We start from the raw sequence: 26249 nt of genomic DNA on the forward strand, positions 1-26249 counted from the left end.
GATGCTCCACTCCGCATCGCTCAGATCAAACCGGGCCATCGCCAAGCTCCCATCCGTTTGGAAGCTTGAATCACAATCACGCCCTCAAGGGAATCCCTTTATGGGTACAGAACCTAGCCGGCCGAAGCGGCGCACCGCCTCGGCCACCAGATCTTCCGGCGTCGTCGCCTCGGCTGCGATCTGGCCGGGATTGGCCTCGGCATAAGCGGCGCGCGCGGCCGCATCGCCGAACGCCGTGTCATGGCACAGCACGCGGAAGCCGTCCGCCGCCAGGGCGGCGGCGGATGGCTGGCCGGCATATTCGGTGACGTTGGTCACCACGACGACACGCTCGGCCATCACCTCACTCCCTACGAAATCCGCTCAGTGCGTCAGCACCACGCGGCCGATGACCTTGCCGCCCTTCTTCAGGTCGTCGAGCGCGGCGGTCGCCTGGTCGGCGGGGCGGGTCTGGATCGGAATCGGCGGCACCTTGCCGGCCTGCACCAGCGCGATCAGCTCCTTCAGGTCGTCCAAGGTGCCGACATAGGAGCCTTCGACCGACATCATCTTGAACGGGAACATGACCGGCGAGACCGGCAGCGATCCGCCATAAAGGCCGACGATGACGAGCTTGCCGCCCTTCCTCAGCACGTCCATGCCGAACTGCATGGTCTTCGGCGAGCCGACGAAATCGATCGCCGCCGCGGCGCCGCCGCCGGTCTTCTGCATCACCTGCTGCACCGCATCGGCGGCGCCATTGTCGATCGTGTCGGCGGCGCCCATCTGGCGCGCATGGGCGCGCTTGGCGCCATCGAGATCGGCGACCATCAGCTTGCCGGGCACCACGGCCTTGGCCATGTTGACGGCGCTGCCGCCGACGCCGCCGGCGCCGATGACGACCAGCCAGTCGTCCTTGCCGATATGCTTCGTCTTCTTCAGCGCGCTGTAGGCGGTGATGCCGGAGCAGGTATAGGTGGCGGCGAGCTCGCGGCCGATGCCGTCATAGGGCACCAGGTAGCGCGCATTGGGCACCAGCACGTGATCTCCATAGCCGCCGTCGCGGCGCGTACCGAGGGTGCGCGGCGTCATGCAGAGCAGCTCCTCGCCGCGCTTGCAGGGGGCGCAGGCGCCGCAGCCGATCCAGGGATAGACGACGTATTTCTCGCCCGGCTTCACGCCCTTGGCGTCCGGCCCCAGCGCCTTCACATGGCCGACGATCTCGTGGCCCATGGTGAAGGGCAACTGCACACCGCGATCGGCCATGCGGACCGACTTGCCCTCGCCCAAATCGAAATAGCCGTCCCAGATATGCACGTCGGAATGGCAGACGCCGCAGGCCTCGACCTGGACCAGCACTTCCTCGCCCTTCGGTTCCGGCGTCGGCGCCTCGCGCACGGCGAGCGGCTGGCCCCATTCCACGATCGACAGCTGGCGCATTGTTTCCTCCGAGATGCGTTTCTGAGCGAAGGTTAGAGCGAAACGCCGCCATCCACCACCAGCAGCGCGCCAGTGATGTAGCGCGCCTGGTCGGAGACCAGGAACAGCGCCGCGTCGGCGACTTCCTGCGGCGTCCCCATGCGGCCGAGCGGGACCCGCTTGTGCCGCCGCGCCATCTCCTTCTCCACCGCCTCGGGGCCGAGATGGGCATAGACCTTGCGGACATGCGGCGTGTCGATCAGGCCGGGCAGCACGGCATTGCAGCGGATCTTCTGCGGCCCGTAGTCGCGGGCGACGACCTTGGTGAAATGGTTCAGTGCCGCCTTGGAGGTGGAGTACGAGATATAGGGCGTCGAACTCCAGCGGATCGAGGCGATGGAGGAGACATTGACGATGGCGCCGCCGCGCCCGCCGGCGATCATCGCCGGGATCGTCGCCTTGCACATCAGGAAGGCACTCTTCAGGTTGACGTCGTGCACGCGGTCCCAATCGTCCTCGGTCGCCTCGACCACGTCGCCGAGCAGCTCGATGCCGACGTTGTTGTGCAGGATGTCGATGCGGCCGAAGGCCTTGATCGCCGCCTGCGCCATGCGCTCGACATCCGCCGATCGGCTGACATCGCCTTCCAGCGCCTGGGCACGGCCGCCGGCCTGTTCGATCGCCGCGACTGTGCGGCGGCAGGCCTCGATGTCGCGGTCGATCGCCACGACGACGGCTCCCTCGCGGGCGAAAGTGGCGGCGGCGGCCATGCCGTTGCTCGTCCCGTCGGCCGGTGCGCCGGCGCCGGACACGAGCGCGACACGCCCCTCCAGACAACCCTTCATCGATGTTTCCTTCCCTGAACTCGCCAGCGCCGCAGGGTAACCGATGCCGGCGCGGCGGGCGACCAGCGTGGCGAGCGGCCAGGGGTTGGCATGCCGGGTGGGTCATCCATAATGGCCCCTGGGCGCCGGGCCGTCGGTGCGGGGAACGTCAACGCGAGGGGGCCGGTAAGGCGAGCCATTGCGAGCACTGTTCTGCGCCCTGATCCTGACATCGCTGGTTTCCGCTGCGCAGGCGCGGGCGGCTGAGTATCAGGTCGAGATCAGCGGGATCGAGGACGAGAAGCTCGCCGAGCTGGTCGATGCGGTCTCGGTGCTGAGGGCGCGGGCCGACCGGCCGCCGCATAGCGAGGCCGGTCTCCGCCGGCGGATCGCCGAGGACCGTGCGAGGGTGGAGCAGGCGCTGCGCTCCGAAGGGTACTACCAGGGCACCTACCGGGCGGAGGTGGACCGCTCGGTCGAACCGACAAAGGTGCAGGTCGAGGTGGCGCCCGGGCCGCGATTTCGTATCGGCCAGTTCGAAACGCGGCTGGTCGAGGGCGCGCCGGGCCTGCTTGGCGCCGAGAAGACGAAAGATCTGCCGGCGCACGGCAGCCCGGCCCGCGCCCCGGACATCGTGGATGCCGAAGCGCGGCTGCTGGCGGGCCTGGCCGAGCGCGGGCACCCTTTCGCCAAGGTGATCGACCGGAAGGTCGTGGTCGACCACGCGACCGAGACGGTGAACGTAACCCTCGCGATCGATGCCGGCTCGCCGGCGGTTTTCGGCCGGCTCGACCTCGAAGGTCTCGACGACGTGCGGGCCGCATACGTGCGCCGGCAGGTGACCTGGAAGGAAGGCGAGCCCTATGACCAGCGCAAGGTCGATGGGACGCGACGGGCGCTGGCGCGGACCGGCCTGTTCGACAGCGTGCGGATCGGCCAGCCCGCGAGCGCCGACAATGTGGCCGAACAGCGCGTGCCGATGGGCATCACGCTCGCCGAGTCCGATCACCGATCGATCGGTGCGACAGCCGAATATGCGACCGATGTCGGTCCCGGCGGCTCGGTATTCTGGGAGCATCGCAACCTGTTCGGCAGTGCGGAGCGCCTCAATCTGACGGCGGAAGGCTCGCTGCAGCGGTGGGCCCTGCGCGGCCAGTTCGGCAAGCCGGGCTTCCCGACGCGCGACGACACATTCAGCCTGACCTCCGAAGTGAAGGACGAGCGGCTCGACGCCTATGACTCGCGCGGCGCCAGCACCACGGTGGGCGTGACGCGAAGCTTCGGCGGCGGGCTGAGCGGCAGCCTCGGTCTCGGCGCCGAGGTCACACGCATCACCGACAATGCCGATACCGAGACCTTCTTCCTGCTGTCGCTGCCGGGACAGGTCGCCTATGACACCACCGACGCGCCGCTCGACCCCTCGCGCGGCTTGCGCGCCACCTTCGGCTACACGCCTTATCTCGACCTCGCCGGCGAGGCAGGCACCTTTCACCGGCTGAGGGTCTCGATCGCCAGCTACTTCCCCGTCATCGAAGAGAAGAAGCGACTGGTGCTGGCGGCGCGGCTTTCGGCCGGCAGCCTGTTCGGCGCCGCCGTGACCGACATCCCGGCCAGCGCGCGCTTCTATGCCGGCGGCGGCGCCCTGCGCGGCTATGCCTATCAGCTCGCCGGGCCGCTGGATGCGGACAAGGACCCGGTGGGCGGCAAGTCGGCGATCGAGGCCTCGCTGGAAGCCCGGATCCGGGTGACGGAGGATTTCGGCGTCGTACCCTTCATCGACGCCGGCAACGCCTATCGCAACACGGTGCCCAATCCCGGCGGCGATATCCGGGTCGCGGCCGGCATCGGCATCCGTTACTTCACCTCCTTCGCTCCGATCCGCGCCGATATCGCCTTTCCGCTCAACGGCCGCAGCGGGATCGACGACGCCTTCCAGTTCTATGTCGGTATCGGGCAGGCCTTCTAGACATGCTTGGATGGCTCCGCCCCCTTGCCGTCGTTCTCGCGTGGATCGCCGCCGCGCTGGCGGTGCTGCTGGCCTGCCTGGCGGTGGCGACGGCCGTGCCTGCCGGCCGCGCGGCGCTGGCCCGGCTGGCGGCGCTGGCGGTTTCCGCGGCGACCGATATCGATCTCGAGATCGACGATGTGAGCCGCCTGACGCCGGTCGCCGTGGACGTTGGACGCATCGGCGTCGCGATGCGGGGCGCGCCGGTGGCCGAGGTCGACGGCCTGCATGTGCGCATGCTCTGGACGGATCTTCTGCGCGGGCATTTCCGTCCGACGGCGATCCATGTCGAGCGGCTCGCCATTGAGACGCTTCCGGCAGGCGGCGCGGGGGAGGAGGAGCCGGCCGGATTCCGCATCGCCCTCCCGCTGCTGCCGGCGGAAGGGATTCATGTCGATCGCCTGCAGCTCGGCGCGGCGATCCTGGGCGAGGCGATGGAGCTGCGGGTCGCGGCGATGGAACGCGCCGTGGGCGGCGAATACGTGCTCGACGCCGATGTTCAGCGCGTCGACCGGCCGGGCGACGGCCTGGTCCTGCACGCCCGTTATCGCCCCGATGCCGAAACATTGACCATTCAGGCCCGCGCAGAGGAGGCGGCCGGCGGTCCGCTGGCGCGCCGGCTTGGCGCGGCACCGGAGGCGGCTCTGCAGGTCGAGCTCGATGGCGCCGGCCCGATCTCCGCCTGGCGCGGCCGCCTGGCCGGCGGGATGGACGGCATCGCCTCGATCAAGGCGGAGATCGGCATCGATCGCGGCGTCGGGGCAGTGGCGGGCGAGGCGTGGATCGAACCGGCCCTGCTGCCCGAACTGGCGCCTTTGCTGCGCGAAGCCGTCACTTACCGCGCGCGGCTGCGCTGGTCGGCCGCCGATGGCCTGCGGATCGACGACGGCGAGCTCAGGCTCGGCGAAATCGCCCTGGACGTGGCCGGCACCGTCGCGGCCGATCTGACTGATCTTCAGCTGCAGGTCGGCAGCGATCTGCGCCTCGCCGCCTTGAGTCCCGTTCTCGGGACGGAACTGGGTGGCAATTTGGGCGTCCTGCTGCATGTCACCGGCGCGCCGTCACGTCCGGGCATCGCTGCCGACCTGGCGCTGACCGCGCCGCGGGTGGAGGGTGTCGGTGTCGAGCGGGCGCTGCTCCGCGTGGACATGCGGCCGCGAGGCGATGGGCGCTTCGGGGTCCGGATCGAAGGCAGGGCGACCGACGTGGTCGGCGCACCGGAGACGCTGGCGCCCCTCCTCGCCGGTGCCTTCGACCTCGCGGCGATGCTCGACATCGCCGGGGACGCGAGCGACATCCGCGTTGCGCAGATGTCCGTGCGAGGGCCCGCGCTCGTCGTCGAAGGCGACGGAGTCCTGCGGCCGTCAGGCGGCGATAGCCGCGGCCGGATCACGCTTGGCGCAACGATCCCCGAAGCCGCGAGTGTCGGACCGGCGAATGCCGGGCAGGCGACGTGGGTGATCGAAGGCGGGGGAGACATGGCCTCCGCCGGCTTCCGCGCTCGCACGACTCTCGACATCGAGAAGCTGGCGCTGGCCGATCCGGCGCTGGGGCGAGCGGTCGGCGACGCGCCGCGGCTTACCGCCGAGTTGGCGCGGGCGCCGGGCAGGCCGCTGCAGGTGGCGCAGGCGCGCCTGCAGCTGGCGGCCGGCACCGTGACGGCAAGTGGCAGCTTGGACGCGGATGGCCAATCGCTCGAGGCGGAAATCGCCGCCCGCGTGCCGGACCTGGCGCGCCTGTCGGAGCTGGCGGGGCAAGCGCTGGCAGGCCGCGCCGATCTGACCGCCCATGTCAGCGGGCCGATCGCCGATCCGGCGGCGCGGGGCCAGATCAAGATCGCGGATCTCGCTGCGGCCTCGCAGCGGATCGAGCGCGGCGAGATTGCCTTCGACCTCGGGCGGTTGGTCAGCGAGCCGCAGGGCGAGGTTGCGATCGACGCCCGTATCGGCGGGAATGACATCAAGATGGCCGCCCGGATGCAGCTGCGGGATGGCCAGCAGCTCGAACTGGCCAAGCTGCGGGCGTCCGCGCCGGGCCTGAGCGCCGATGGCGATCTTGCGCTGGACTTGCCGCAGACCTTGGCGCGCGGTCGCCTCTCGATCGAAGCCGCCGATCTCAACCCGCTCGCGACGCTGGCAGGACTGCCTCTGGCGGGCCGGGCTCAGGCTGCCCTCCGCCTCGATACGGGCGACGGCAAACAGCAAGTCGCAGCTGACGTCACCGCCACCGGATTGCGCTACGGCGGCCTTCTCATTCGACGGATCGAAGGGCAGGCTAGGCTGGATGATGCGCTGGGGACGCCGCGCGGCGAGCTCACATTGACCGGCCGCGACGTCGCGGCGGGCGAGATGAAGCTGGATCGGGTCGAGGCGACGATGCGCGGCAACCTTGCCCGCGCCGCGTTCGATGTGTCGCTCGTCGGTACGGCCGGCGCCCCGATTTCGGCGCGCGCGAGCGGCACGGCGGGCATCGACGGCCCACGCTGGCAAGTCGGCCTCACAAGCTTCGAAGGCCGCCATGGCGAAATCGACATCAAGCTCGACGCCGCGACGGAGCTGAGCGGCAATGCCGGCGAGTTCCGCCTCGCCGAAACCGGGGTCTCGGTCGGTGGCACCCGGCTCAGCCTTGCCGGCACGCTGGCCGGCGGCCAGGTCGATGCCCGCCTGCGCAGCGGCGCCTTTCCGCTGGCGCTGCTCCGCGCGGTGCAGCCCGGCCTGCCGCTGCGCGGGCACCTCGCCATCGAGGGCACGGCGACGGGATCGGCGAGCGACCCGCGCATTTCGCTGGCGGCCCGCTCGGACGATCTGCGCTGGCGCCGCGGCGAAACCGCGGTCGCGTTCGATCTCGAAGCTGCCTTGAGCGGCGGCCGGCTCGGCGGCCGTGCCACCATCGGCAATCTCGCAGCGCAGCCGCTCATCGCCACGGCGGCGTTGCCGCTGCGCCTCAGCCTCGTGCCCTGGCGCCTCGATCTGCCGCCGGATGGCCGTCTCGACGGGCGGCTGGACGGCAAGGTCGACCTGGCCAAGGTCCTGCCGCCCTTTGTGCCGGACGGCGACGAGGTCGAAGGTGTTGCGACCCTGCAGATCGTGCTCGGCGGCACGCTGTCGCGCCCGACCGCGAACGGCGGCGCCCGGCTGACCGGCGCGCGCTACGAAAATGCGGTCACCGAAGCGGCGGTGACCGATCTCTCGCTCGAGCTTGCCGCCGAGGGCGGCGTGGTGCAGTTGAGCGCCCATGGCGGCGACGGCGACAGCGGAACGGTGCGGCTCGACGGCACTTTGAATCTTGCCGCGGCCGAGCAGCCGATCGCCGGCAGATTGGCGCTGCGCGATTTCTGGGTGGCGCGGCGCGCCGATGCGACGGTGCGGATGTCCGGCGATGTCGATGTGGCGGGAACCATCGCGGCGCCGCGCCTCGCCGGCAAGCTGGCGATCCAGCGGGCGGATCTGCGGTTGCCGGAGCAACTTCCGCCGGAAGTGGTGGAACTCGACGTGATCGAGATCAACCGGCCGCCCGATCTGCCATCGGGCAGGGAGAGGCCGTCGGGAGAGGACGGCAGCGAGGGGCTGCGGATCGGCCTCGACCTCGCGGTGAGCGCCGACCGGCGTGTCTTCGTGCGCGGCCGCGCGTTGCAATCGGAATGGAGCGGCAATTTGCAGATCCGCGGCACCACGCAGGCGCCGGAAATCTCGGGCACCTTGCAGGCGCTGAACGGGCAGCTCGACTTCATCGGCCAGCGCTTCGTGCTGTCCAGGGGCCGGCTGCTGTTTCCCGGCGGGGCGCGCATCAATCCCGATCTCGATATCGTGACCGAGCTGACGCGCGGCGATATCACCGCCATCGTGACGGTGGGCGGCACGCTCGACGCGCCGTCGCTCACCCTCGGCGCCCGGCCCGACATGCCGCCGGAGGAGGTGATCTCGCGCATGCTGTTCGATCGCGGCACGGCGCGCCTGACGCCGCTGCAGGCATTTCAGGTCGCGCAGGCCGCGCTCAGTCTGGCGCGCGGGGGCTCCGGCGGCGCCGGCATTGTCGACCGGCTGCGCCGGGCGACCGGCCTCGACGTGCTCGATTTCGAATCCGCCGAGGGCGAAGGCGCGGCCGGCGCCGTCTCGGTCGGCAAATACGTGTCCGATAACGTGCTGATCCGGGCCGAGAAGGGGCTCGACAGCACCGGGCCGCGGGCCGGAATCGAGGTGGAAGTGACGCCGAACATCAGCGTCGAATCCAAGGTCGGCGCCAACGCCGCCACCAGCGTCGGCGTCAAGATCAAGAAGGATTACTAGGCGCGGCTCAGAACAGGATCACGCCCTTGCCGTCCTTCTGCTGGTCGAACAGGCGATAGGCCTCGGCCGCCTGGTCGAGCCGCCAGCGGTGGGTGAACAGGTGGTCCACGTCGATCTTGCGATCGGCGACGAAGCGCGCACAATCCGCCTGGCCGACGGTAGAGAAGGTCCAGGACCCAATGATGGTCAGCTGCTTCCGCAGCATGTCCGGGCTGACCTCGAGCGTCACGTTGCCGCCTTCGCCGACGAAGCAGACGGTGCCCCAGGTCCGTGCCGAGCGCACCGCCTGCTGGCGCGCCTCGGCGACGCCCGTGGTGTCGAGCGTCATGCTGGCGCCCTCGCCATGGGTCAGGTCCTTGATCGCCTTGATCGGGTCGTCCTTGGCGGGGTTGACCACCGCATCGGCGCCGAACTCCTTGGCCCGGGCGAGGCGCTCCGGTCCGATATCCAGGGCGATCACGCGTGCACCCATTTCGGCGGCGAGCTGCGTTGCCGAGAGTCCGACCGGGCCCTGGCCGAACACGGCGATGGTGTCGCTGCCGGTCAGGTTCATCCGCTTCAGCGCGCCGTAGGCTGTGCCGGTGCCGCAGGAAATCGCGGCGCCGGTTGCAAAAGACAGCTCATCCGGCAGATGCACCAGGGTCGAGGCGGGCACTTTCATATATGGCGCATGCCCGCCATGGCCGGTGGCGCCGTAGACCACGATGCCGCCGGCACAGAGCTGCGACCAGCCGACCCGGCAATGATTGCAGACGCCGCATCCCTTGTAGTGGTGGCACATCACCCGGTTGCCGACGCGCGCGAGGTTCTCCGGTACGCCGGCACCGATCGCGGCGACCACGCCGCAGGGCTCGTGCCCGGCGATGACGGGACCCGGCAGGCTGCCGAGGCCGAGCGCCGCCGTGCCGCCGCCCTTCGGCGCCCGATAGAATTTGAGGTCGCTGCCGCACATGCCGGAGGCCTTCATCTCCAGCACCACTTCCCCGGGACCCGGCGTCGGATCGGGGAATTCCATCAGCTCCAGCTCGCGATCACCGGTGAACACGACGGCGCGCATGCATCCCTCCCTCGGATTTGCGGCGAGGTTACGGCAGCACGGGCGATCGGACGAGGGCCAAAAAAGAAGCGGGCTGCCTTGGGGGAAAAGGCAGCCCGAAGTGGGTATCTAGGGAGGGAGGAACCTGTCGGGGGTCACGGGATCGCAACCGCCCGACAGGGATGAAAGTAGCTCTTGTCGAACCCGGGCGCGAGATTGCCTCATGGGTTAGATCGCGGGCTAGGTCGAACGGGCGAGACATGGTGAACGGAAATTAACTTCCGGTCCGGGATCACACTTCACGGGCGACGGCGGTCACACTGGGCTAGGATAGTGGGATCGTGCGCGGGGGCGGGCTGATCCGCGTCAACCTTGCCGCCGTAGCCCTTGCATGATGACGAGGACAGGACTGAGATACGTGGACAACAGTGCGGTCGACCAGCCGCCAAGGCGGCATCGCGAGATTCCGCTGGCGCAGATCGACGGCTATCCCGAGCTCGCCGCCCTGCTGACGGTGTGGCGCGCCGGCATGGTCGGCGCGATCCCGCCGCAGCGCATCGATCCGCTCGCCATTCCCCGCCGCCTGCTGCCGGGCGCGCTTCTGATCGACCTGGTTTCCGACGGCGCCGGGCCGATCGGGCCGCACATCCGTCTCGCCGGTACCATGCTCTGCGATCTCTGGGGCGCCGAACTGAAGGGCAGGGCGCTCGACGAGGTGCTGCTGCCTTGCGACGCCGCGGCCGTGGTCGCCGACATGCGCGTCGCGACGGCGGAGATCCGTCCGATCCTGGTGCGCCGCGAGGAGGTTCGCCTGCGCGATACCGATCTCGACTATGTGGCGCTGATCCTTCCGCTGGCCGACGATCACGGCCGCGTCACCCGCCTGCTGGAGATGTCCGATCCCGCCACCCTACGCCGGCGCCGCCACTCCAACGCGGCGTGAGGCCGATCAGAAAATCGCCAGGGCGGCGACGGCCGCCGTACCGGCCATGGCCGCATAGCCCGCGCCGACCTGGGCCGCCAGGCGAACATCGCCATAGGCCGCGAGCAGGCCGATCTTGGTGATCGAATTGGCCGCCACTGCCAACGCGATGGCTGTGAGGCTGACCGTTGCCGCAACCTCGCCGCCGGCAAAGCCGGCGGCGGCAATGACCGGGGCGTCGACATCGATCAGGCCGCCCACCGCCGAGACGAGAAGCAGTCCTTCGTCGCCGAGCCACTCGCGCATTGCCCGGCCGAGCAGGATCACCGCGCCGACCAGCGCGGCGTACTGGATGGCCACCTTCAGTTCGAAGGGATTGGCGAATGCGCCGGCTGTCGGCACTTCGGCGGCGCCGCCTCGACGCAACAGGATGAAGGATGCGGCGAGCCCCACCAGCGTGGCGGCCATCACCGCCGGGACCAGCGCCGGCAGCAGGGCCGGCGCCAGCACGCTGGCGAGGATCCCGATCCGGGCGGTCATCACGGTCGTGGCCGCCAGCACGCCGGCGGCGGCGGTGGTGCGGATAGCGGGCGCGGTGCGGACCGATCGCGCCAGGGCCAGGCTGACGGCGGTCGATGACACCAGGCCGCCCAGGAAGCCGAGCGCGACAATGCCGCGGGCTGCGCCGATCAGCCGGATGGCGACATAGCCGGCGAAGGACGCGGCCGAAACCAGCACCACCAGCCACCACAGCCGATAGGGATTGAGCGCCTCGTACGGCCCGAAGCCGCGATCGGGCAGCAGCGGCAGGACGACCAGCGAGACCAGCAGCAGCTGCAGCGCCGCGGACAGGTCGCGCCGGTCCATGGCACGCAGCCCGGCATGCAGCTGCGGCTTCAGGCCGAGCAGCAGCGCCACCACCACGGCCGCCGCCGCGGCGCTTTCCGGCCGGCCGCCGGCGGCCACGGCGCCAAGGCCGAAGGTGACGAGGCCGGCGACCGCCGTCGTCATGCTGACATCGCGGTCGTCCCGTTGATGCTCGATCCAGTAGCCGATGCCGATCAGGGCGCCGGTCGCGATCATTCCGGCGGCCAGCACGGCCGCGCCGTGCTCGCGGGCGAGCAGGCCGACAATGCCGCCGGCAAGGCCGATCAGTCCGAACGTCCGGAGCCCGGCGACGCGGCTGCCCTCCGCGGCACCGCGCTCCTTCCAGCCGCGCTCCAGGCCGACGATCAGGCCGGCCGCCAGGGCGACGGCGAGGCCGAAAAGGTCGTCGAGCGGCAGCGCCGTCAACATGTCCATCGGCGGATTTGAGCGGAAGGAAAGCCGGCCGGCCTTGATCCGGCGCAAGCGGCTCTTTCGCCACCATGGCCTCTGCCGCTATGACGGGCGGAGCCTGGAGGAAGCGCCGAAATGGACCAAGCCCCGAACGACCCGGCCGAGTTTCTGACCCTGCACGAGATCGTGCTGGCGGCGCAGGCGCGCCTGCCCGGCAATATCTGGCATTACGTGGCCGGGGCGACCGAGACCGAGACGGCGTTCCGCCGCAACCGCTTGGCGATCGAGGGACTGGCACTCCGCCCGCGGGTGCTGCGCGACACCAGCGAGGTCGATACCCGGCACCGCTTCCTGGGCCGCGACCTGCGTCTGCCGGTGGCGGTGGCGCCGATCGGCGGCCTCGAATCGCTCGATCCCTCGGGCGGCGCCGGCATGGCGCGCGGGGCCGGTGCCTTCGGCGTGCCGATGTTCCTGTCATCGGTGGCGGAGCCGGGGCTGGAGGCGACGGCGGCAGCGGCGCCGGATGCGTTCCGCATCTTCCAGCTCTATGTGCGCGGTGACGCCGCCTGGATCGACGCCATCGTCGAACGTGCGGTCGCGGCCGGCTATGCCGCCTTCTGCATCACCGTCGACACGCAGCATTACAGCCGGCGCGAGCGCGACATCGCGCGGCGCTTCATCAAACCCTGGCGCACCCGCGTGCCGGGCCAGGAATTCCAGTCGGCGTTCAGCTGGAACGATGTGCGCCGGTTCAAGGACAAGCATCGTATCCCGCTGCTGCTGAAAGGCTTCATGTCGCCGGAAGATGCCGCCATGGCCTGCGAGCTCGGCGTCGAGGGCGTCTACGTGTCCAACCATGGCGGGCGCCAGCTCGACCATGTGGAAGGCGCGCTCGACGCGCTGCGCGAGATCGCCCCGGCGGTGGCCGGCCGGGCCCGGCTGATCGTCGACGGCGGCTTCTATCGCGGTACCGACGTGGTCAAGGCGCTGTGCCTCGGCGCCGATCTGGTCGGCATGGGCCGGCTGCCCTGTTTCGGCCTCGGCGCGGCGGGCGCCGCGGGCGTGGTCCGCACCTTCGAGCTCCTGGAGACCGAGATCCGCATCGCCATGGGCCTGCTCGGCGTGACCCGGATCGCCGATCTCGGGCCCGCTTACCTGCGGCCAGCACCGCCAGCCGGCGACGGGACCCTGGAGAGCGCCTTCCCGCTGCTCCGGCCGGGAAGCCATTGAACCGGACTTGAGCCGGCGCCGCTGCCGGCTAGAGTGCCCGCCGCAATCACAAGATCACTGGAGGAGCCCCATGGCCGACGCCGTGCTGTACGAGCAGGAAGGCAATGTCGTCACCCTGACCTTGAACCGGCCGGACATTCGCAATGCGATCTCGGCCGAGGAAATGATCGGCGGCATCGAGGACGCGCTCGACCGCATCAACCGCGACAACTCCGTGCGCTGCGTCGTCGTCACCGGCGCCGGCACCGCCTTTTCCTCGGGCGGCAATGTCAAGAACATGAAGGCGCGGACCGAGACCGCCTCGTCGCTGCCGGCCCAGACCCGGCGCAACTATCGCGGCGGCATCCATCGCATTCCGATGGCCTTCGAGGCGCTGGAAGTGCCGGCGATCGCCGCGGTCAACGGCCATGCGATCGGCGCCGGCTGCGACCTTGCTTTGATGTGCGACATCCGCATCGCCGGCGAGAGCGCCAAGTTCGCCGAGAGCTTCGTCAAGCTCGGCATCGTCTCCGGCGATGGTGGCGGCTGGCTGCTGCCGCGGGTGGTCGGCTATTCCAAGGCGGCCGAGCTGTCCTTCACCGGCGACATGATCGATGCGAAAGAGGCGCTGGAGATCAAGCTGGTCAGCCGGGTGGTGCCGGACGACAGGCTGCTGGCCGAGGCGAAGGTACTGGCGGCGCGCATCGCCGCCAACCCGCCGCATGCGCTGCGCATGACCAAGCGGTTGCTGAAGGAAGGCCAGTACATGCAGATGGCCAATCTGCTGGAACTGGCCGCGGCGATGCAGGCCCTGGCCCATGCGACCAAGGACCACGAGGAGGCGGTGACCGCTTTCGTGGAGAAGCGCAAGCCGGTCTTCAAGGGCGACTGACCGGCGCTCACCCCGGATTGACGCCGCCGGGGAGGGAAACTGGGTATAAGAATCGGATGCCGCAGGGATCATGCGGCACCGAGCGCATTTCGGGAGACGCGACGATGAAGCCATACAGCGCCGTTCATCACCCATCCCGTCGCGGCCTGCTGGCCAGCGGCGCGGCCGTCGCCGCCGTCTTCGCGGCGCCCCGCATCGCGCGCGGGCAGGGCGCGCCCTTCGCGCTGCCGCCGTTGCCCTATGCGGACAGCGCGCTGGCCCCGGTGATCTCGGCCAACACGATGGGCTTCCACTACGGCAAGCACCACAAGGGCTATCTCGACAACTTGAACAAGATGCTCGAGAGCGATGCGATGAAGAGCAGGTCGCTGGCCGAGATCGTCAAGGCGACGGCGGGCGACGCGTCCAAGGCCGCGATGTTCAACAACGCGGCGCAGGTCTGGAACCATGCCTTCTACTGGAACAGCATGGCGCCGAAAGGCGGCGGCAAGCCGACGGGGCGCATCGCCTCGCTGATCGACAAGAGCTTCGGCGACTTCGACAAGTTCCGCGCCGCCTTCGCCGCCAACACGATCGGGCAGTTCGCCTCCGGCTGGGGCTGGCTCTGCCTGGAGGGCGACAAGCTCACGCTCCGCCGGACCGGCAACGCCGACACGCCGGTGCATGTCGCCGGGATCAAGCCGCTGCTGACCATCGATGTCTGGGAGCACGCCTACTATCTCGACTACCAGAACCGCCGCGCCGACTACGTCAACGCGGTGATCGACAAGCTGCTGAACTGGGACTTCGCCGAGAAGAATCTGGGCTGAGGCACGACGGACGAAGATGAGCATCGCCAATGAGCCGCCGGTCTTATGGCGGCCGAGCGCGGAGAAGGTGGCGGGTGCCAACCTGACCCGCTTCATCGCCGAGGTGAGGCAGCGCCACGGCATCGCGCTCGGCGGCTACGACGCACTGCACCAATGGTCGATCGAGAGCCGCGAGGCCTTCTGGTCGCTGCTGTGGGACTTCTCCGGCATCGTCGGCGACAAGGGACCGGCGCCGCATCTGGTCGACGGCGACAGGCTGCCCGGCGCCCGCTTCTTCCCGAACGGGCAGCTCAACTTCGCCGAGAACATGCTGCGCCGGCGCGACGACAGCCTTGCCATCACCTTCCGTGCCGAGCATGGCGGGCATCGCCGCCTCACCTGGCGAGAGCTCTACGACCAAGTGAGCCGTCTCGCCCAGGCGCTGCGGGCGGAAGGCGTCGGCCCCGGCGACCGCGTGGCCGGCTTCGTGCCCAACATCCCGGACGCGCTGGTCGCCATGCTGGCCGCGACCTCGCTCGGCGCCATCTGGTCGTCCTGTTCGCCGGATTTCGGCGTGAAGGGCGTGATCGACCGGTTCGGCCAGATCGAGCCCAAGGTGCTGTTCGCTGCCGACGGCTATACCTATGCCGGCAAGCGGCATGACAGCTTGGAGCGCGCCAGGGGCATCGCGGCGGAGCTGCCGGGCCTCAAACGCCTCGTCGTGCTGCCCTATCTTGCCGAGCAGCCGGATCTCGCCGGCAACGATCCCCGCGCCGTGCTGCTGACCGACTACATCGCGCCCTACCAGGCCGGCGAGATCGCCTTCACGCGGCTGGAGGCCAACGCGCCACTCTTCATCGTCTATTCCTCGGGCACCACCGGCCTGCCGAAATGCATGGTGCATTCGGTGCTCGGCACGCTGCTCAAGCTGCGCGCCGAGCACCTGATGCAGAACGACATGAAGCCGGGCGACCGGCTGCTCTACTACACCACTTGCGGCTGGGTAATGTGGAACTGGACGGTGGCGGCACTCGCTGCCGATGTCGTGGTGCTGCTCTACGACGGCTCGCCCTTCCATCCCGACAATAACGTGTTGTTCGACTATGCCGCGGCCGAGGGCGCCACCCATTTCGGCGTCTCGGCCAAGTATATCGACGCCATCGCCAAGGCCGGCCTCGACCCGGCGAAGACGCACGACCTCTCCAAGGTCCGCGCGGTGCTGTCCACCGGCTCGCCGCTGGCGCCGGCCTCGTTCGACTATGTGCGCGAGCATGTGAAGGCGGATGCGCAGCTGATCTCGTTTTCCGGCGGCACCGACCTGATGGGCGCCTTCGTCGGCGGCAATCCGATCGGCCCGGTCTATCGCGGCGAGATCCAGTGCAAGTATCTCGGCATGGACGTCGCCGTGTTCGACGACGACGGCCGGCCGATGGTGGGCGAGAAGGGCGAGCTGGTCTGCCGCAAGGCCTTCCCCTCGGTGCCGATCCGGTTCTGGAACGACCCGGATGGGCAGAAATTCCACGAGGCCTATTTCGACCAGTACCCCAACGTCTGGCGCCATGGCGACTGGGCCGAGCTGACGCCGCGCGGCGGCATGGTGATCTACGGCCGCTCTGACGCGACGCTCAATCCCGGCGGCGTGCGCATCGGCACCGCCGAGATCTACCGCCAGGTCGAGCAGCTCGACCAGGTGCTGGAGAGCCTGGTCATCGGCCAGCAATGGGAGAACGATGTGCGGGTCGTGCTGTTCGTGCGCCTGCGCGACGGGCTGACCCTCGACGACGGCTTGCGCGACGAGATCCGCCGCCGCATCCGCCAGAATGCGACGCCGCGCCACGTGCCGGCCAAGATCGTCCAGGTCGCCGATATCCCGCGCACCATCTCCGGCAAGATCGTCGAGCTCGCCGTGCGCAACATCGTGCATGGCCGGCCGGTGAAGAACCGCGACGCGCTCGCCAACCCGGAGGCGCTGGAGCTGTTCCGCGATCTGCCCGAGCTCGGCGCCTGAACCTCCCATATGTGCGGTTGAACAAGCGTGTTATTCTGAGTCGACGGGCTTCCGCTGTCGGAAGGGGGAAGGGCCATGGCGAACGATACGCCGCCGCCTGATTGGGCGACGCATGTGAAGAAGTCGTTCGAGGCCGAAATCCGGGAGGCGAAGCACCTGCTCGATTTCGCCGTCAAGCGGGGCATCGTCTCCCCCGACGGACGCGGCGTCAGCGACAACGTGGTCCTGACCATCAAGAAGGCGGAGGACCTGCTGACCGGCGACAAGACGGTCGGCGCGGCCGAACGCGCCGAATTCGAACGCGCCTACCGCGACCTCGCCCAGTTCGTCAGCCCGGTGACGGCGGCCACCCTTGCAGCGACGGCAGAAAGCAAAGATGAGCCGGGCTGGGAAGAAAGCCGGTGGGGCCACAACCGCGCCACGCAATGGTCGCGCCGGCTGTGGGTCTGGACCATCATCTTCATGGTTCTGGCGGTGACCGGCGAGACCCTGGAGGTGACCTTCGGCGCCGCCGCGCCGCCGATCGACGACGAGGTCGTCTCCCGCCTCTGGGGCTGGCTGCTCTATCTGCCCTATGCGCTGCTCAATACGCTGCTGCCCTTCACCTATGGCGGCCTCGGCGCCTGCGCCTATCTGCTGCGCTCGGCGCATGTCTTCATCCATCAGCGCTGCTTCGACCCGCAGCGCATCCCGGAATATAACAGCCGCATCCTGCTCGGCGTGGTCGGCGGCGGGGCGATCGTCTTCCTGGTGGCGGAGATTCCCGATGGCAGCGGCGGCGTCATCGAACTCAGCGCCAAGGCGCTCGGCTTCATCGCCGGGTACAATTCCGACTTCCTGTTCAACACCATCGAGCGCATCGTCGCCGCCCTGCTGCCCAAGATCAGCGATACCACGGTGCGCCGTGCCGAGCCCAAGCCGCGCGTGATGTCGGAGGAGCAGGCGCTGATCGAAGGCCTGCTCGACCGGCTTCGCATCTCCAAGGACGAGGAGGAGAAGAAGACGATACGGGGCTTGCTCGAGCGCTTCGGCGCGAAGCCGTAACGCGCGATGGAGAAGGTCCGCTCCCTGCTTGCGCGCTGGCTGCCCGCACTGCCGGGATGCATCGCGCTGGTCGGGGCCGCCTGCCTTGTTGCCGCCGATGCCGAGGCGGCCTGCACCGCCGGGGCCGACAGCAAGCGCCTGCAGATCCCCGCCCGCGAGGCGGACAAGATCCGCATCGCCACCTTCAACGTGCGCATCCTCTCCAACGCTTCGCGGGACGATTGCGAACTCGCCTATATCGCCGGGATCTTGCGCCATTTCGATCTCGTCGCGCTGCAGGAGCTGCGTGACGGCGACGTGCTCGACCGCCTGCGCAAGGCGCTGGATCAGGACAAGGTCGTGAAGGTGCCGAAGGACACCTGGCAGGCGGAGGTGAGCAAGCCCGTCGGGCGCGGCGTCAAGGAGCTCTATGCCTTCCTGTACCGGCAGGACAGGCTCGAAGTGGTGGCCGAGGGCCGCCTTGTCGCCGACAAGAAGGACCAGTTCATCCGCGAGCCCTATTTCGCCTCGTTCCGTGCCGGCGACGACGAGTTCACCCTGCTGACCATCCACCTGCTATTCGGCACCGCCAAGGGCCGCGAGCTGGAGCTTGCGGCACTCGCGGACGAGTTCGGCAAGCTGCGCAAGCGCCAGCCGGCCGGCCGCCGGCTCATCCTGCTCGGCGATTTCAACGAGCCGCCGGAGAACAAGCGCTTCGCCGAAGCCTTGAAGACGGTGAGCCGCCTGAATTGCCGGATCGTCGAGGGGCCGGGCGTCAAGACGACGATTGGCGATGTCAGCCTGTACGACAACGTCTGCTATCTCGATGCCGGCAACGCGGCCAAGGACCCGGTCCGGATCCACGCGATCGAGAAGTTCGATTTCACCGTCTTCCGCGTAGATGCGTGTCTTGCGGGTATCACCGCGGCACCGGATACGAAGGAGCACACCGCCGCTCGAAAGAAGTGCCTGGCCAAGGCGAGCCTGCCGGTCTCCGACCACCGCCCGGTCTGGTTCGACCTGCCGTTCCGTCCCGCCGAGGAGTGACGCCTCAGCGCAGCAGGCCGTCCAGCGCCGGCAGGCCGATCAGGCCAGCCGCCGCGATCAGCGCGTAGGCGGTGCGGCGGAACATCACCTCGCTCGCCCGACCGAACAGACGGGAGCCGCACCAGATGCCGAATCCATAGGCCGGCCCGGTCACCAGGGCGAGGCCGATGATGCTCGTGGTCAACAGCCCGTTGGCGATATAGCTCGCGAAGACGAACGAGCTCGACACCGCGAAATAGAGCACGATGTTGGCCCGCACCCGCGCGGCATCGCTGGCGCCGCCGAGCCAATAGGCGACGACGGGCGGCCCGCCGACCTGGGCCAGGCCGCTGAACAGGCCGGCCACCGCGCCGACGCCGATGGTCAGCGGCACCTTCGGCCGAGCGCGGTAGCGCCAGCCGGAGACCAGCAGCGCCAACAGGGCGAAAATCATCGCCGTGATGACCCAGCGCACCGAAACGGGATCGCTCCGGCTCAGGATCCAGGCGCCGGTCGGCACGCCGGCGAGCGTGCCGGTCGCCATCACGGCGACGTCGCGCTTCGCGGCGCGCGGCCAGGCGCCCGGCACCATGCTGAGCGACAGGATGGAATCGACCACCAGAAGAAGCGGCGCCGCGACCTTGGGACCTACCGCGGCGCTGGCGATCGGAATGAAGATCAGCGCCGCGCCGAAGCCGGAGAAGCCGCGCGAGGTGCCGGCGATCAGCGCCGCCAGGACGAGCGTGACCAGGGTCGGCGCGGCGACGCCGTCAAGCGATGACAGCACGATAGGGTGGCGTCAGGCGATGTTCGGCCGGCGGCCCGCCCAGTCAGTCTCGCGCTCGTAGGCGCGCGCGACGCGACAGATCAGCGCCTCGTCCAGCGGCCGGCCCATGATCTGCAGGCCGATCGGCATGCCGCGCCGGTCGAAGCCCGCCGGCACGCTGATCGCCGGCACGCCGAGGAAATTGCCGAGCCGGGTGTAGCGGGCGATGGCGATCACCTTCTGCACCGCGCCGGCATCGCCGCCGACATCGGTCTCGGCGATGGTCGGCGTGGGGACCGGCGAGGTCGGCATCAGGAAGGCATCGGCGCCGTTCAGGCCGAGCTCGACGAACTCCGCGAGCAGGGGCCCGCGCAGGTTCAGCGCCTCCAGATAGCGCACCGCCGGCTGGTACAGGCCGGGCAGCAGCCGCGCCCGGGTCTGCGCGCCGTATTCCTGCGGCCGTTCGCGCAGCCAGTTGGCGTGATAGGCGGCGCCTTCGACCGAGATGACCAGCGTGGTCAACCGGTTGGCGCGGTCGAGGTCTGGCAGCCGGCCCGGTAGGATTTCGGCGCCGGCGCGTTTGAGCGTTTCGACGGCCGCATGGAACGCCGCCATCACCTCGCTGTCGCAATCGGCAAAGGCCTCGTCCCCCGGCACGGCGATGCGCAGGCCCTTCACACCTTCTTCCAGCGTCGTGAGCAGATCGGGCTGCGGCACGTCGAGCGTGGTCGGATCGCGCGGGTCGGGGCCGCAGATCGCTTCCAGCACCATCGCCGCGTCGCGCACCGAGCGAGCCAGCGGCCCGACATGGTCGAGCGAGAAGCAGAGCGGCATGGCGCCGGCGCGGCTGACCCGGCCGTAGGTCTGCTTGATGCCGACCACGCCACAGATCGAGGCCGGCAATCGGATCGAGCCACCGGTATCGGAGCCGAGCGCCGCCGGCACCAGCCGCGCCGCCACCGAAGCGCCGGAGCCGGAGGAGGAGCCGCCGGTGATCCGGCTCGTATCCCAGGGATTGCGCACATGGCCGGTAATCACGTTGTGCCCGGTAGGGCCGAGCGCGAATTCCACCATGTTGAGGCGGGCGATCTCGATCGCGCCGGCGGCGTCGAGCCGCTCCAGCACCGTCGCCGTCTCTTCGGCGGCGGTGCCGGCTAGGATGCGCGTGCCGCAGGCCGAGATGCGCCCCTCGCGGAACATCATGTCCTTATGCGCCATCGGCACGCCGTGCAGCGGTCCCGGCACGCGCCCGGCCGCCAGCAGCGCATCGGCCGCATCGGCCTGGGCCAGCGCGAAGGCCTCGTCGATCTGCGCCACGGCATTGAGCTTCGGCCCGATCGTCTTGAGGCGCGCGAGGCAGGCCGCGGTCGCCTCGGCCGAGGAGAACTGGCGCTCGCGGATGCCTTCCGCCAGCTCCGCGACGCCGAGGTCGGCGAGGTCAGCGCCCGGCACGGCCGTCTCCCCGTCCGGCGACGAGGCCGACCGTGACGATGTAGCTGCCCGGCTCCGATCCGAAGGGCAGGACGGAGGCGTCCTGCCGGATGGCCTCGGCGGTCGCGGCGGCGACGGCGGCGGCGCCGTCTGCCTCCGCCGGGGCGAGGGTGATGCCGTGCACCACCTTCGCGTAGTCAGCTGCCTCGCTCACGGCAGCAGCACCGTGGAGCCGGTGGTCTTACGGCCCTCCAGATCGCGATGCGCCTGCGGCGCCTCGGACAGCGGGTAGGTCTGGTTGATCTTGATTTTCACCGTCTTGTCGCCGACCACCTTGAACAAGTCGCGCGCCAGCGCCTGCAGGTCCTTCGGCTGCGCCGAATAGGTGAAGAGGGTCGGCCGGGTCAGGAACAGCGAGCCCTTCTGCGCCAGCACGCCGATCGGGAAGGGCGGCACCGCGCCGGAGGCATTGCCGAAGCTGACCATCATGCCGAGTGGGGCGAGGCAATCGAGCGAGCCATCCCAGGTCGACTTGCCGACCGAATCATATACCACCGGCACGCCCTTGCCTTTGGTGATCTGCTTCACCCGCTCGACGAAATTCTCCTTGTTGTAGTTGATGACGTGCTTGCAGCCGGCCGCCTTGGCGAGCTTCGCCTTCTCGTCGGAGCCGACGGTGCCGATCACGGTGGCGCCCAGCGCCTTGGCCCATTGGCAGGCGATCAGGCCGACGCCGCCGGCCGCGGCGTGCCAGAGGATCGTCATGCCCGGCTTCACCTTGAAAGTGCGCTTCAGCAGGAAGCAGGCGGTCATGCCCTTCAGCATCATCGAGGCGGCGGTCTTGTCGCTCACCCCCTTGGGCAGCTTGACCAGCCGGTCGGCCGGGTAGATCCGCTGTTCCGAATAGGCGCCAAGCGGCCCGCCGTTATAGGCGACGCGGTCACCGACCTTGAGGCCCTTGACGCCGGGCCCGAGTGCCTCCACCACGCCGGCGCCCTCGACGCCGATGCCGGAGGGCAGCGGCAGGGGATAGAGGCCGGAGCGGTGATAGGTGTCGATGTAGTTGATGCCGACGGCGGTGTGCCTGATCAGCGCCTCGCCGCGCCCCGGCGCCTTGACCTCCACATCGGTCCATTCCATCACTTCCGGACCGCCGGTACGCGCAAAGCGGAATGCCTTCGTCATCGTCGCTCTCCCCTCTTAAGGGGGGCGATCATAACCAAACTTGCCAGATTTGCGCGCGCCCTCGAAACAGCGTCGTCGCTCTACCATTTTGGCAATCCGCGTGTCGCCGTCCCGTCAATCGAAGTAAACCCGCACCGCACGCGTCTCGAAGGTGCCAGGGTTGCTGCCTGCGATCTCTCAACGCTTTCCGCGCGGCTGGCCGATGGGTGGCGAGCCGTTGCGTGAGTGGAGCACGGTCGGGGCGCTCGCCGGAGGTGGCTTGGCAGCCTTCGGCTTCTTCGCTTCACGATTGCTGCGCTTTTGCCCTTTGGCCATGTGTGTCACTCCCTGAATTGGCCCGATTGGCCATTGTTGCCGAATAGCGCACGCCGAAAGCGGATCGAATCGCGAGCCACTTCGCACCACGGCTTCTGACCCGGACCCTGGATCACGGGGAAGGCGCCGACGCAAACCTGCAGGCTGTCGCTGAAAAGCGCCCGCAGCAGGCAGGCACCCGGATCGCTTGTAGAGAAAAGGAGTGGGGGCTCTCCAAGCCGCTGGTGCCCAGCGCCACTTCTTTTGCCGACGCAATGCAAGATGGAGCAAGTGCTGGCAAAGGCAAGCTGTTTCGACCGCTCGGCGGCCGACGCGCAATTGCGGCGCGCGCGTCCTCTATCGTCTAACGGACGCCGCGTTCGATCGCAGCTACGTCGGCGTCGGTCAGGCGCCTGGATTCATCGACCCTTCTCTCCGTAGCCGGCGGCTTTCAGCGCTTCAGTGATCTCCGGCAGGACGGCCGGGTCGTCGATGGTCGCCGGTGCCGTCACCGCCTCGCCGTCGGCGATCTTCCGCATGGTGCCGCGGAGCGTCTTGCCCGACCGGGTCTTGGGCAGGCGCGGCACCACCAGCGCGGTCTTGAACGAGGCGACGGGGCCGATCCGTTCGCGCACCAGGCCGATGCATTCGGTGGAGATCTCGCCCGGCGGCCGGTTGACGCCCGCCTTCAGCACCACGAGGCCGAGCGGCACCTGGCCCTTCAGCTGGTCTGCGACGCCGATCACCGCACATTCGGCGACGTCCGGATGGCTCGACAGCACCTCCTCCATCGCGCCGGTGGAGAGGCGGTGGCCAGCGACGTTGATGATGTCGTCGGTGCGGCTCATCACGTAGAGATAGCCGTCCTCGTCCATGTAGCCGGCATCGGCCGTCTTGTAGAAGCCGGGGAACTCCTCGAAATAGCTCTTCACGAAGCCTTCGTCGTTCTGCCACAGCGTCGGGAAGCCGCCCGGCGGCAGCGGCAGCTTGACCACGATGGCGCCGGTCTCGCCTCGCTTCACTTCCTTCGCGTGCTCGTCGACCACCTGGATCTCGTAACCAGGCACGGGCTTGGTCGGGGAGCCGTACTTCACCGGGAGCGTGCCGAGGCCGACGCAGTTTGCCGCCATCGGCCAGCCGGTCTCGGTCTGCCACCAGTGATCGAGGACAGGCTTGCGCAGCATCTGCTCGGCCCACTGGATGGTGTCGGGATCGGCACGCTCGCCGGCGAGGAACAGGGTACGGAATTTCGACAGGTCGTATTTGCGGATGAACTCGCCCTTCGGGTCGTCCCGCTTGATGGCGCGGAATGCCGTCGGCGCGGTGAACAGCGCGGCCACCTTATGCTCGGCAATGATCCGCCAGTAGGTGCCCGGATCCGGCGTGCCGACCGGCTTGCCCTCGAACATGATCCCGGTCGCACCGTAGAGCAGCGGGGCATAGACGATGTAGCTGTGGCCGACCACCCAGCCGACATCGGAGGCGGCCCAGAACACCTCGCCCGGCTCGACGCCGTAGACGTTCTTCATCGTCCAGTAGAGCGCGACCGCATGGCCGCCATTGTCGCGCACCACGCCCTTGGGGATGCCGGTGGTGCCGGAGGTGTAGAGCACGTAGAGCGGGTCGGTCGCCTTCACGGGCACGCAGCCCGCCTCGGGCGCCACCGCTTCCAGCGCGCGCCAGTCGTGGTCGCGGCCGGCCAGCATCTCGGCCGGCGCCTGCGGCCGCTGCAGCACGACGCAGGCATTCGGCTTCGACCTGGCCATGTCGATCGCCTGGTCGAGCAGCGGCTTGTATGGGATGGCGCGCGCGCCCTCGATGCCGCAGGACGCGGCCATGATCACTTTGGGCTTGGCGTCGTCGATCCGGGTGGAAAGCTCCTTGGGCGCGAACCCGCCGAACACCACCGAATGCACCGCGCCGATGCGGGCGCAGGCCAGCATCGCCATGGCCGCTTCCGGCACCATCGGCATGTAGATCAGCACGCGGTCGCCCTTGGTGACGCCAAGCGTGGTCAGCATGCCGGCGATCCGCGCCACGCGCGACTGCAGCTCGCGATAGGTGAAGCGCTGGATCGTGCCCGTCACCGGGCTGTCGTAGATCAACGCCACCTGGTCGGCCCGGCCGGCGGCGACATGCCGGTCGATGGCGTTATGGCAGGTGTTCATCTCGCCGCCGACGAACCACCGGGTGAAGGGCGGGCGGCTGTTGTCCAGCACCCGGTCGAACGGCCGGCTCCAGTCGATCGCCTTGGCGGCTTCGGCCCAGAACCCCTCGCGGTCGTTGAGCGAGCGGTCGTAGACCTCCTGATAGCGGCTTTGCATGCGCCTGATTCCTCCCGGCCCGAGGCCCGATGGGGGCAGGAAAGCGGAGCCGGGCACGCGGTGTCAACGGCGCAACGGCCCCCGGCATTCCGGCGGCAGATTGACCGTTATCACGCGCTTTCGGCCCGCGCGACCGTTATGGTCGGGGCCGATCGGATTCGGATTCCTCTGAGCATGTTGCGAACACTGGTACGCGCCGCGAGTTGGCGGCGGCGGATGGGCCTCGATACCCTCGCGCGGGAGCACCGTGCGGCGTTCCGCCGGGCGGAGATCGAAGGGCTGAAGCTCGCCTTCTATGCCCGCGCGGTGGCGGTGGCGGCGATCTCGACCTTTCTGATCGTGTTCTCCAACTACTACACGGCGCCGCTCTATCACATGGCCCTGCTGCTGGCGCTGCTCGGGCTCGGCGGCTTGAGCGTGCTGGCGGCGCGGCGGGGCTGGCCGGCCTGGACTTTCTATGTCGGCGCGGCGCTGGACGCGGCGCTGGTCGCCTTCGCCATCCTCTATCCGAACCCGTTCGACCCGGAGGACATCCTGCCCCCGGCGGCGCGCTTCAAGTTCGACAACAGCCTCTATCTCCTGGTGCTGGTGGCGCATTACGCGCTGTCGTTCTCGGCCCGGCTGGTGCTCTGGGTCGGCGCCTCGGCGGCGGCGGCCTGGCTCGGCGCCGCGCTCTGGGTCATGTCGCAGCCGGGTTTCGGCCCGCGCAGCCCGGCGCCGGAGCCCTGGATCGGCGCGCCGGACGCCCAGCGCCTGGTCTACCTGACCGATCCCTGGGACCTTCGCGTCCTGACGCTGTCCAAGCAGATGATCCTGCTGGGGCTGGTGACCGGCACGGTGGCGCTGGGCGTCGCCCGTGCGCGGCGGCTGGTCGCCCGCCAGGCCGAGGCGGAGCGCGGCCGCGCCAATCTCGCCCGCTACGTCTCGCCCAACGTGACCAGCCTGTCGGCGGTCAAGGGGCCGACGCGCGCCACCGCCGCCATCCTGTTCGTCGACATCGTCGGCTTCACCCGCTTCACCGAGGAGGTGGATCCGGAGCATGCCGTCGAGCTGCTGCGCGACTTCTTCCGGCATGTCGCGCCCTGCGTGGGGAGCCATGGCGGCACGCTCGACAAATATCTCGGCGACGGATTGATGGCGACCTTCGGCCTGCCGGTCGCGGGCAAGCGCGACGCGGTCGACGCGCTGGCCGCGGCCCGCGACATGGCACAGGCGGTGACGGCCTGGAATGCAGAACGTGTTGCCACCGGGCAACCGACGGTCAAGGTCGGGATCGGCGTGCATTGGGGTCCGGTGGTCCTGACCGAGATCGGTGGCGAGCATCGGGTCGAGCTCGCCACGCTCGGCGATACCGTCAACGTAGCGAGCCGCCTGCAGGAGGCGACCCGCGGCCTCGACGTGGCGGTGGTCATCAGCGGCGCGCTGCGCTGGGCGGTGCTGTCCCAGGCCGACCTGGAAGAGGCGATCACCCTGCTCGACGGCTTCCTCGCCCAGCCGCCCGTCCAGCTCCGCGGCCGCGCCCACCTGATCGAAATCTGGACACTGGCTTAGTAG

At 69.2% G+C, this 26249-nt stretch carries 20 protein-coding genes; 10 read left to right on the forward strand and 10 right to left on the reverse strand.

Features of this window, described 5'->3' with window-relative positions; translation table 11 throughout:
- Positions 1-84 precede the first annotated feature (84 nt).
- Genes DT074_RS03775 through DT074_RS03785 form a run of 3 tightly spaced genes read right to left on the reverse strand, consistent with a single transcriptional unit; the run spans position 85 to position 2243 of the window.
- Positions 85-339 (reverse strand): Rossmann-fold NAD(P)-binding domain-containing protein, encoded by a 255-nt coding sequence (locus DT074_RS03775; RefSeq protein ID WP_119418483.1) that lies wholly within the window; start codon positions 337-339, stop codon positions 85-87.
- A gap of 24 nt (positions 340-363) precedes the next feature.
- Positions 364-1419 carry an alcohol dehydrogenase gene (locus DT074_RS03780; protein ID WP_119418484.1) on the reverse strand — a complete coding sequence of 352 codons (1056 nt, stop codon included), beginning with the start codon at positions 1417-1419 and terminating at the stop codon, positions 364-366.
- Between the two features lie 32 nt (positions 1420-1451).
- Positions 1452-2243, reverse strand: a complete 792-nt coding sequence (locus DT074_RS03785; protein ID WP_119418485.1) for an SDR family NAD(P)-dependent oxidoreductase — start codon at positions 2241-2243, stop codon at positions 1452-1454.
- A 178-nt stretch (positions 2244-2421) separates the two neighbouring features.
- Between DT074_RS03785 and DT074_RS03790 the strand changes: the two genes are divergently transcribed.
- Complete coding sequence (locus DT074_RS03790) at positions 2422-4188, forward strand: autotransporter assembly complex protein TamA (protein ID WP_119418486.1); 1767 nt, start codon at positions 2422-2424, stop codon at positions 4186-4188.
- Between the two features lie 2 nt (positions 4189-4190).
- A complete protein-coding gene (locus DT074_RS03795) occupies positions 4191-8513 on the forward strand; it encodes a translocation/assembly module TamB domain-containing protein (RefSeq protein WP_119418487.1) in 4323 nt (1440 codons plus the stop codon).
- 7 nt (positions 8514-8520) lie between these two features.
- Here the strand turns inward: DT074_RS03795 and DT074_RS03800 are convergent, their stop codons facing one another.
- Positions 8521-9570 carry a zinc-dependent alcohol dehydrogenase family protein gene (locus tag DT074_RS03800; protein WP_119418488.1) on the reverse strand — a complete coding sequence of 350 codons (1050 nt, stop codon included), beginning with the start codon at positions 9568-9570 and terminating at the stop codon, positions 8521-8523.
- 397 nt (positions 9571-9967) lie between these two features.
- On the opposite strand from DT074_RS03800, the gene DT074_RS03805 reads away from it, so the two are divergent.
- A complete protein-coding gene (locus tag DT074_RS03805) occupies positions 9968-10492 on the forward strand; it encodes a PAS domain-containing protein (RefSeq protein ID WP_162914592.1) in 525 nt (174 codons plus the stop codon).
- A gap of 6 nt (positions 10493-10498) precedes the next feature.
- Here DT074_RS03805 and DT074_RS03810 read toward each other — a convergent pair whose 3' ends face one another.
- The gene (locus DT074_RS03810; protein ID WP_368744405.1) at positions 10499-11773 is read right to left on the reverse strand and encodes an MgtC/SapB family protein; all 1275 of its coding nucleotides are present in this window, start codon (positions 11771-11773) and stop codon (positions 10499-10501) included.
- Between the two features lie 111 nt (positions 11774-11884).
- Here DT074_RS03810 and DT074_RS03815 point away from each other — a divergent pair, with 111 nt between their 5' ends.
- The 6 genes from DT074_RS03815 (at position 11885) to DT074_RS03840 (ending at position 18716) form a co-directional block, all read left to right on the forward strand.
- Positions 11885-12979, forward strand: coding sequence for an alpha-hydroxy acid oxidase (locus DT074_RS03815; RefSeq protein WP_119418490.1), 1095 nt, complete (start codon positions 11885-11887; stop codon positions 12977-12979).
- 70 nt (positions 12980-13049) lie between these two features.
- Complete coding sequence (locus tag DT074_RS03820) at positions 13050-13850, forward strand: crotonase/enoyl-CoA hydratase family protein (protein WP_119418491.1); 801 nt, start codon at positions 13050-13052, stop codon at positions 13848-13850.
- Positions 13851-13954: 104 nt separating this feature from the next.
- Positions 13955-14659 carry a superoxide dismutase gene (locus tag DT074_RS03825; RefSeq protein WP_119418492.1) on the forward strand — a complete coding sequence of 235 codons (705 nt, stop codon included), beginning with the start codon at positions 13955-13957 and terminating at the stop codon, positions 14657-14659.
- 16 nt (positions 14660-14675) lie between these two features.
- Positions 14676-16646, forward strand: a complete 1971-nt coding sequence (locus tag DT074_RS03830) for an acetoacetate--CoA ligase (protein ID WP_119418493.1) — start codon at positions 14676-14678, stop codon at positions 16644-16646.
- A gap of 75 nt (positions 16647-16721) precedes the next feature.
- Positions 16722-17690, forward strand: coding sequence for a hypothetical protein (locus DT074_RS03835; RefSeq protein ID WP_119418494.1), 969 nt, complete (start codon positions 16722-16724; stop codon positions 17688-17690).
- A gap of 6 nt (positions 17691-17696) precedes the next feature.
- Positions 17697-18716 carry an endonuclease/exonuclease/phosphatase family protein gene (locus DT074_RS03840; protein WP_119418495.1) on the forward strand — a complete coding sequence of 340 codons (1020 nt, stop codon included), beginning with the start codon at positions 17697-17699 and terminating at the stop codon, positions 18714-18716.
- A 4-nt stretch (positions 18717-18720) separates the two neighbouring features.
- Here the strand turns inward: DT074_RS03840 and DT074_RS03845 are convergent, their stop codons facing one another.
- The 5 genes from DT074_RS03845 to DT074_RS03860 all read right to left on the reverse strand — a co-directional run bounded on the left by DT074_RS03845 (position 18721) and on the right by DT074_RS03860 (position 24695).
- Positions 18721-19482, reverse strand: a complete 762-nt coding sequence (locus DT074_RS03845) for a sulfite exporter TauE/SafE family protein (RefSeq protein ID WP_368744406.1) — start codon at positions 19480-19482, stop codon at positions 18721-18723.
- 12 nt (positions 19483-19494) lie between these two features.
- Positions 19495-20913 (reverse strand): amidase, encoded by a 1419-nt coding sequence (locus DT074_RS03850; RefSeq protein WP_162914593.1) that lies wholly within the window; start codon positions 20911-20913, stop codon positions 19495-19497.
- Positions 20900-21106: a hypothetical protein gene (locus DT074_RS27895; protein ID WP_162914594.1), complete on the reverse strand. Its 207-nt coding sequence runs from the start codon at positions 21104-21106 to the stop codon at positions 20900-20902. Before DT074_RS27895 ends, DT074_RS03850 begins: the two co-directional genes overlap by 14 nt.
- Positions 21103-22077: a quinone oxidoreductase family protein gene (locus DT074_RS03855; RefSeq protein ID WP_119418498.1), complete on the reverse strand. Its 975-nt coding sequence runs from the start codon at positions 22075-22077 to the stop codon at positions 21103-21105. The genes DT074_RS27895 and DT074_RS03855 overlap by 4 nt, the downstream gene beginning before the upstream one ends.
- 713 nt (positions 22078-22790) lie before the next feature.
- The gene (locus DT074_RS03860) at positions 22791-24695 is read right to left on the reverse strand and encodes a propionyl-CoA synthetase (protein ID WP_119418499.1); all 1905 of its coding nucleotides are present in this window, start codon (positions 24693-24695) and stop codon (positions 22791-22793) included.
- A gap of 216 nt (positions 24696-24911) precedes the next feature.
- Between DT074_RS03860 and DT074_RS03865 the strand changes: the two genes are divergently transcribed.
- Positions 24912-26246 (forward strand): adenylate/guanylate cyclase domain-containing protein, encoded by a 1335-nt coding sequence (locus DT074_RS03865; RefSeq protein ID WP_119418500.1) that lies wholly within the window; start codon positions 24912-24914, stop codon positions 26244-26246.
- Positions 26247-26249 lie beyond the last annotated feature (3 nt).

This window comes from Desertibaculum subflavum, assembly GCA_003576705.1.
Lineage (GTDB): Bacteria > Pseudomonadota > Alphaproteobacteria > Ferrovibrionales > Ferrovibrionaceae > Desertibaculum > Desertibaculum subflavum.

What these genes read in the sequence shown, in the direction of transcription:
- DT074_RS03785 (WP_119418485.1), bottom strand. Translation starts at nt 2,243, where the DNA reads ATGAAGGGTTGTCTGGAGGGGCGTGTCGCGCTCGTGTCCGGCGCCGGC.
- DT074_RS03825 (WP_119418492.1), top strand. Translation starts at nt 13,955, where the DNA reads ATGAAGCCATACAGCGCCGTTCATCACCCATCCCGTCGCGGCCTGCTG.
- DT074_RS03865 (WP_119418500.1), top strand. Translation starts at nt 24,912, where the DNA reads ATGGGCCTCGATACCCTCGCGCGGGAGCACCGTGCGGCGTTCCGCCGG.
- DT074_RS03780 (WP_119418484.1), bottom strand. Translation starts at nt 1,419, where the DNA reads ATGCGCCAGCTGTCGATCGTGGAATGGGGCCAGCCGCTCGCCGTGCGC.
- DT074_RS03800 (WP_119418488.1), bottom strand. Translation starts at nt 9,570, where the DNA reads ATGCGCGCCGTCGTGTTCACCGGTGATCGCGAGCTGGAGCTGATGGAA.
- DT074_RS03820 (WP_119418491.1), top strand. Translation starts at nt 13,050, where the DNA reads ATGGCCGACGCCGTGCTGTACGAGCAGGAAGGCAATGTCGTCACCCTG.
- DT074_RS03815 (WP_119418490.1), top strand. Translation starts at nt 11,885, where the DNA reads ATGGACCAAGCCCCGAACGACCCGGCCGAGTTTCTGACCCTGCACGAG.
- DT074_RS03840 (WP_119418495.1), top strand. Translation starts at nt 17,697, where the DNA reads ATGGAGAAGGTCCGCTCCCTGCTTGCGCGCTGGCTGCCCGCACTGCCG.
- DT074_RS03835 (WP_119418494.1), top strand. Translation starts at nt 16,722, where the DNA reads ATGGCGAACGATACGCCGCCGCCTGATTGGGCGACGCATGTGAAGAAG.
- DT074_RS03775 (WP_119418483.1), bottom strand. Translation starts at nt 339, where the DNA reads ATGGCCGAGCGTGTCGTCGTGGTGACCAACGTCACCGAATATGCCGGC.
- DT074_RS03830 (WP_119418493.1), top strand. Translation starts at nt 14,676, where the DNA reads ATGAGCATCGCCAATGAGCCGCCGGTCTTATGGCGGCCGAGCGCGGAG.
- DT074_RS03795 (WP_119418487.1), top strand. Translation starts at nt 4,191, where the DNA reads ATGCTTGGATGGCTCCGCCCCCTTGCCGTCGTTCTCGCGTGGATCGCC.
- DT074_RS03855 (WP_119418498.1), bottom strand. Translation starts at nt 22,077, where the DNA reads ATGACGAAGGCATTCCGCTTTGCGCGTACCGGCGGTCCGGAAGTGATG.
- DT074_RS03810 (WP_368744405.1), bottom strand. Translation starts at nt 11,773, where the DNA reads ATGGACATGTTGACGGCGCTGCCGCTCGACGACCTTTTCGGCCTCGCC.
- DT074_RS03860 (WP_119418499.1), bottom strand. Translation starts at nt 24,695, where the DNA reads ATGCAAAGCCGCTATCAGGAGGTCTACGACCGCTCGCTCAACGACCGC.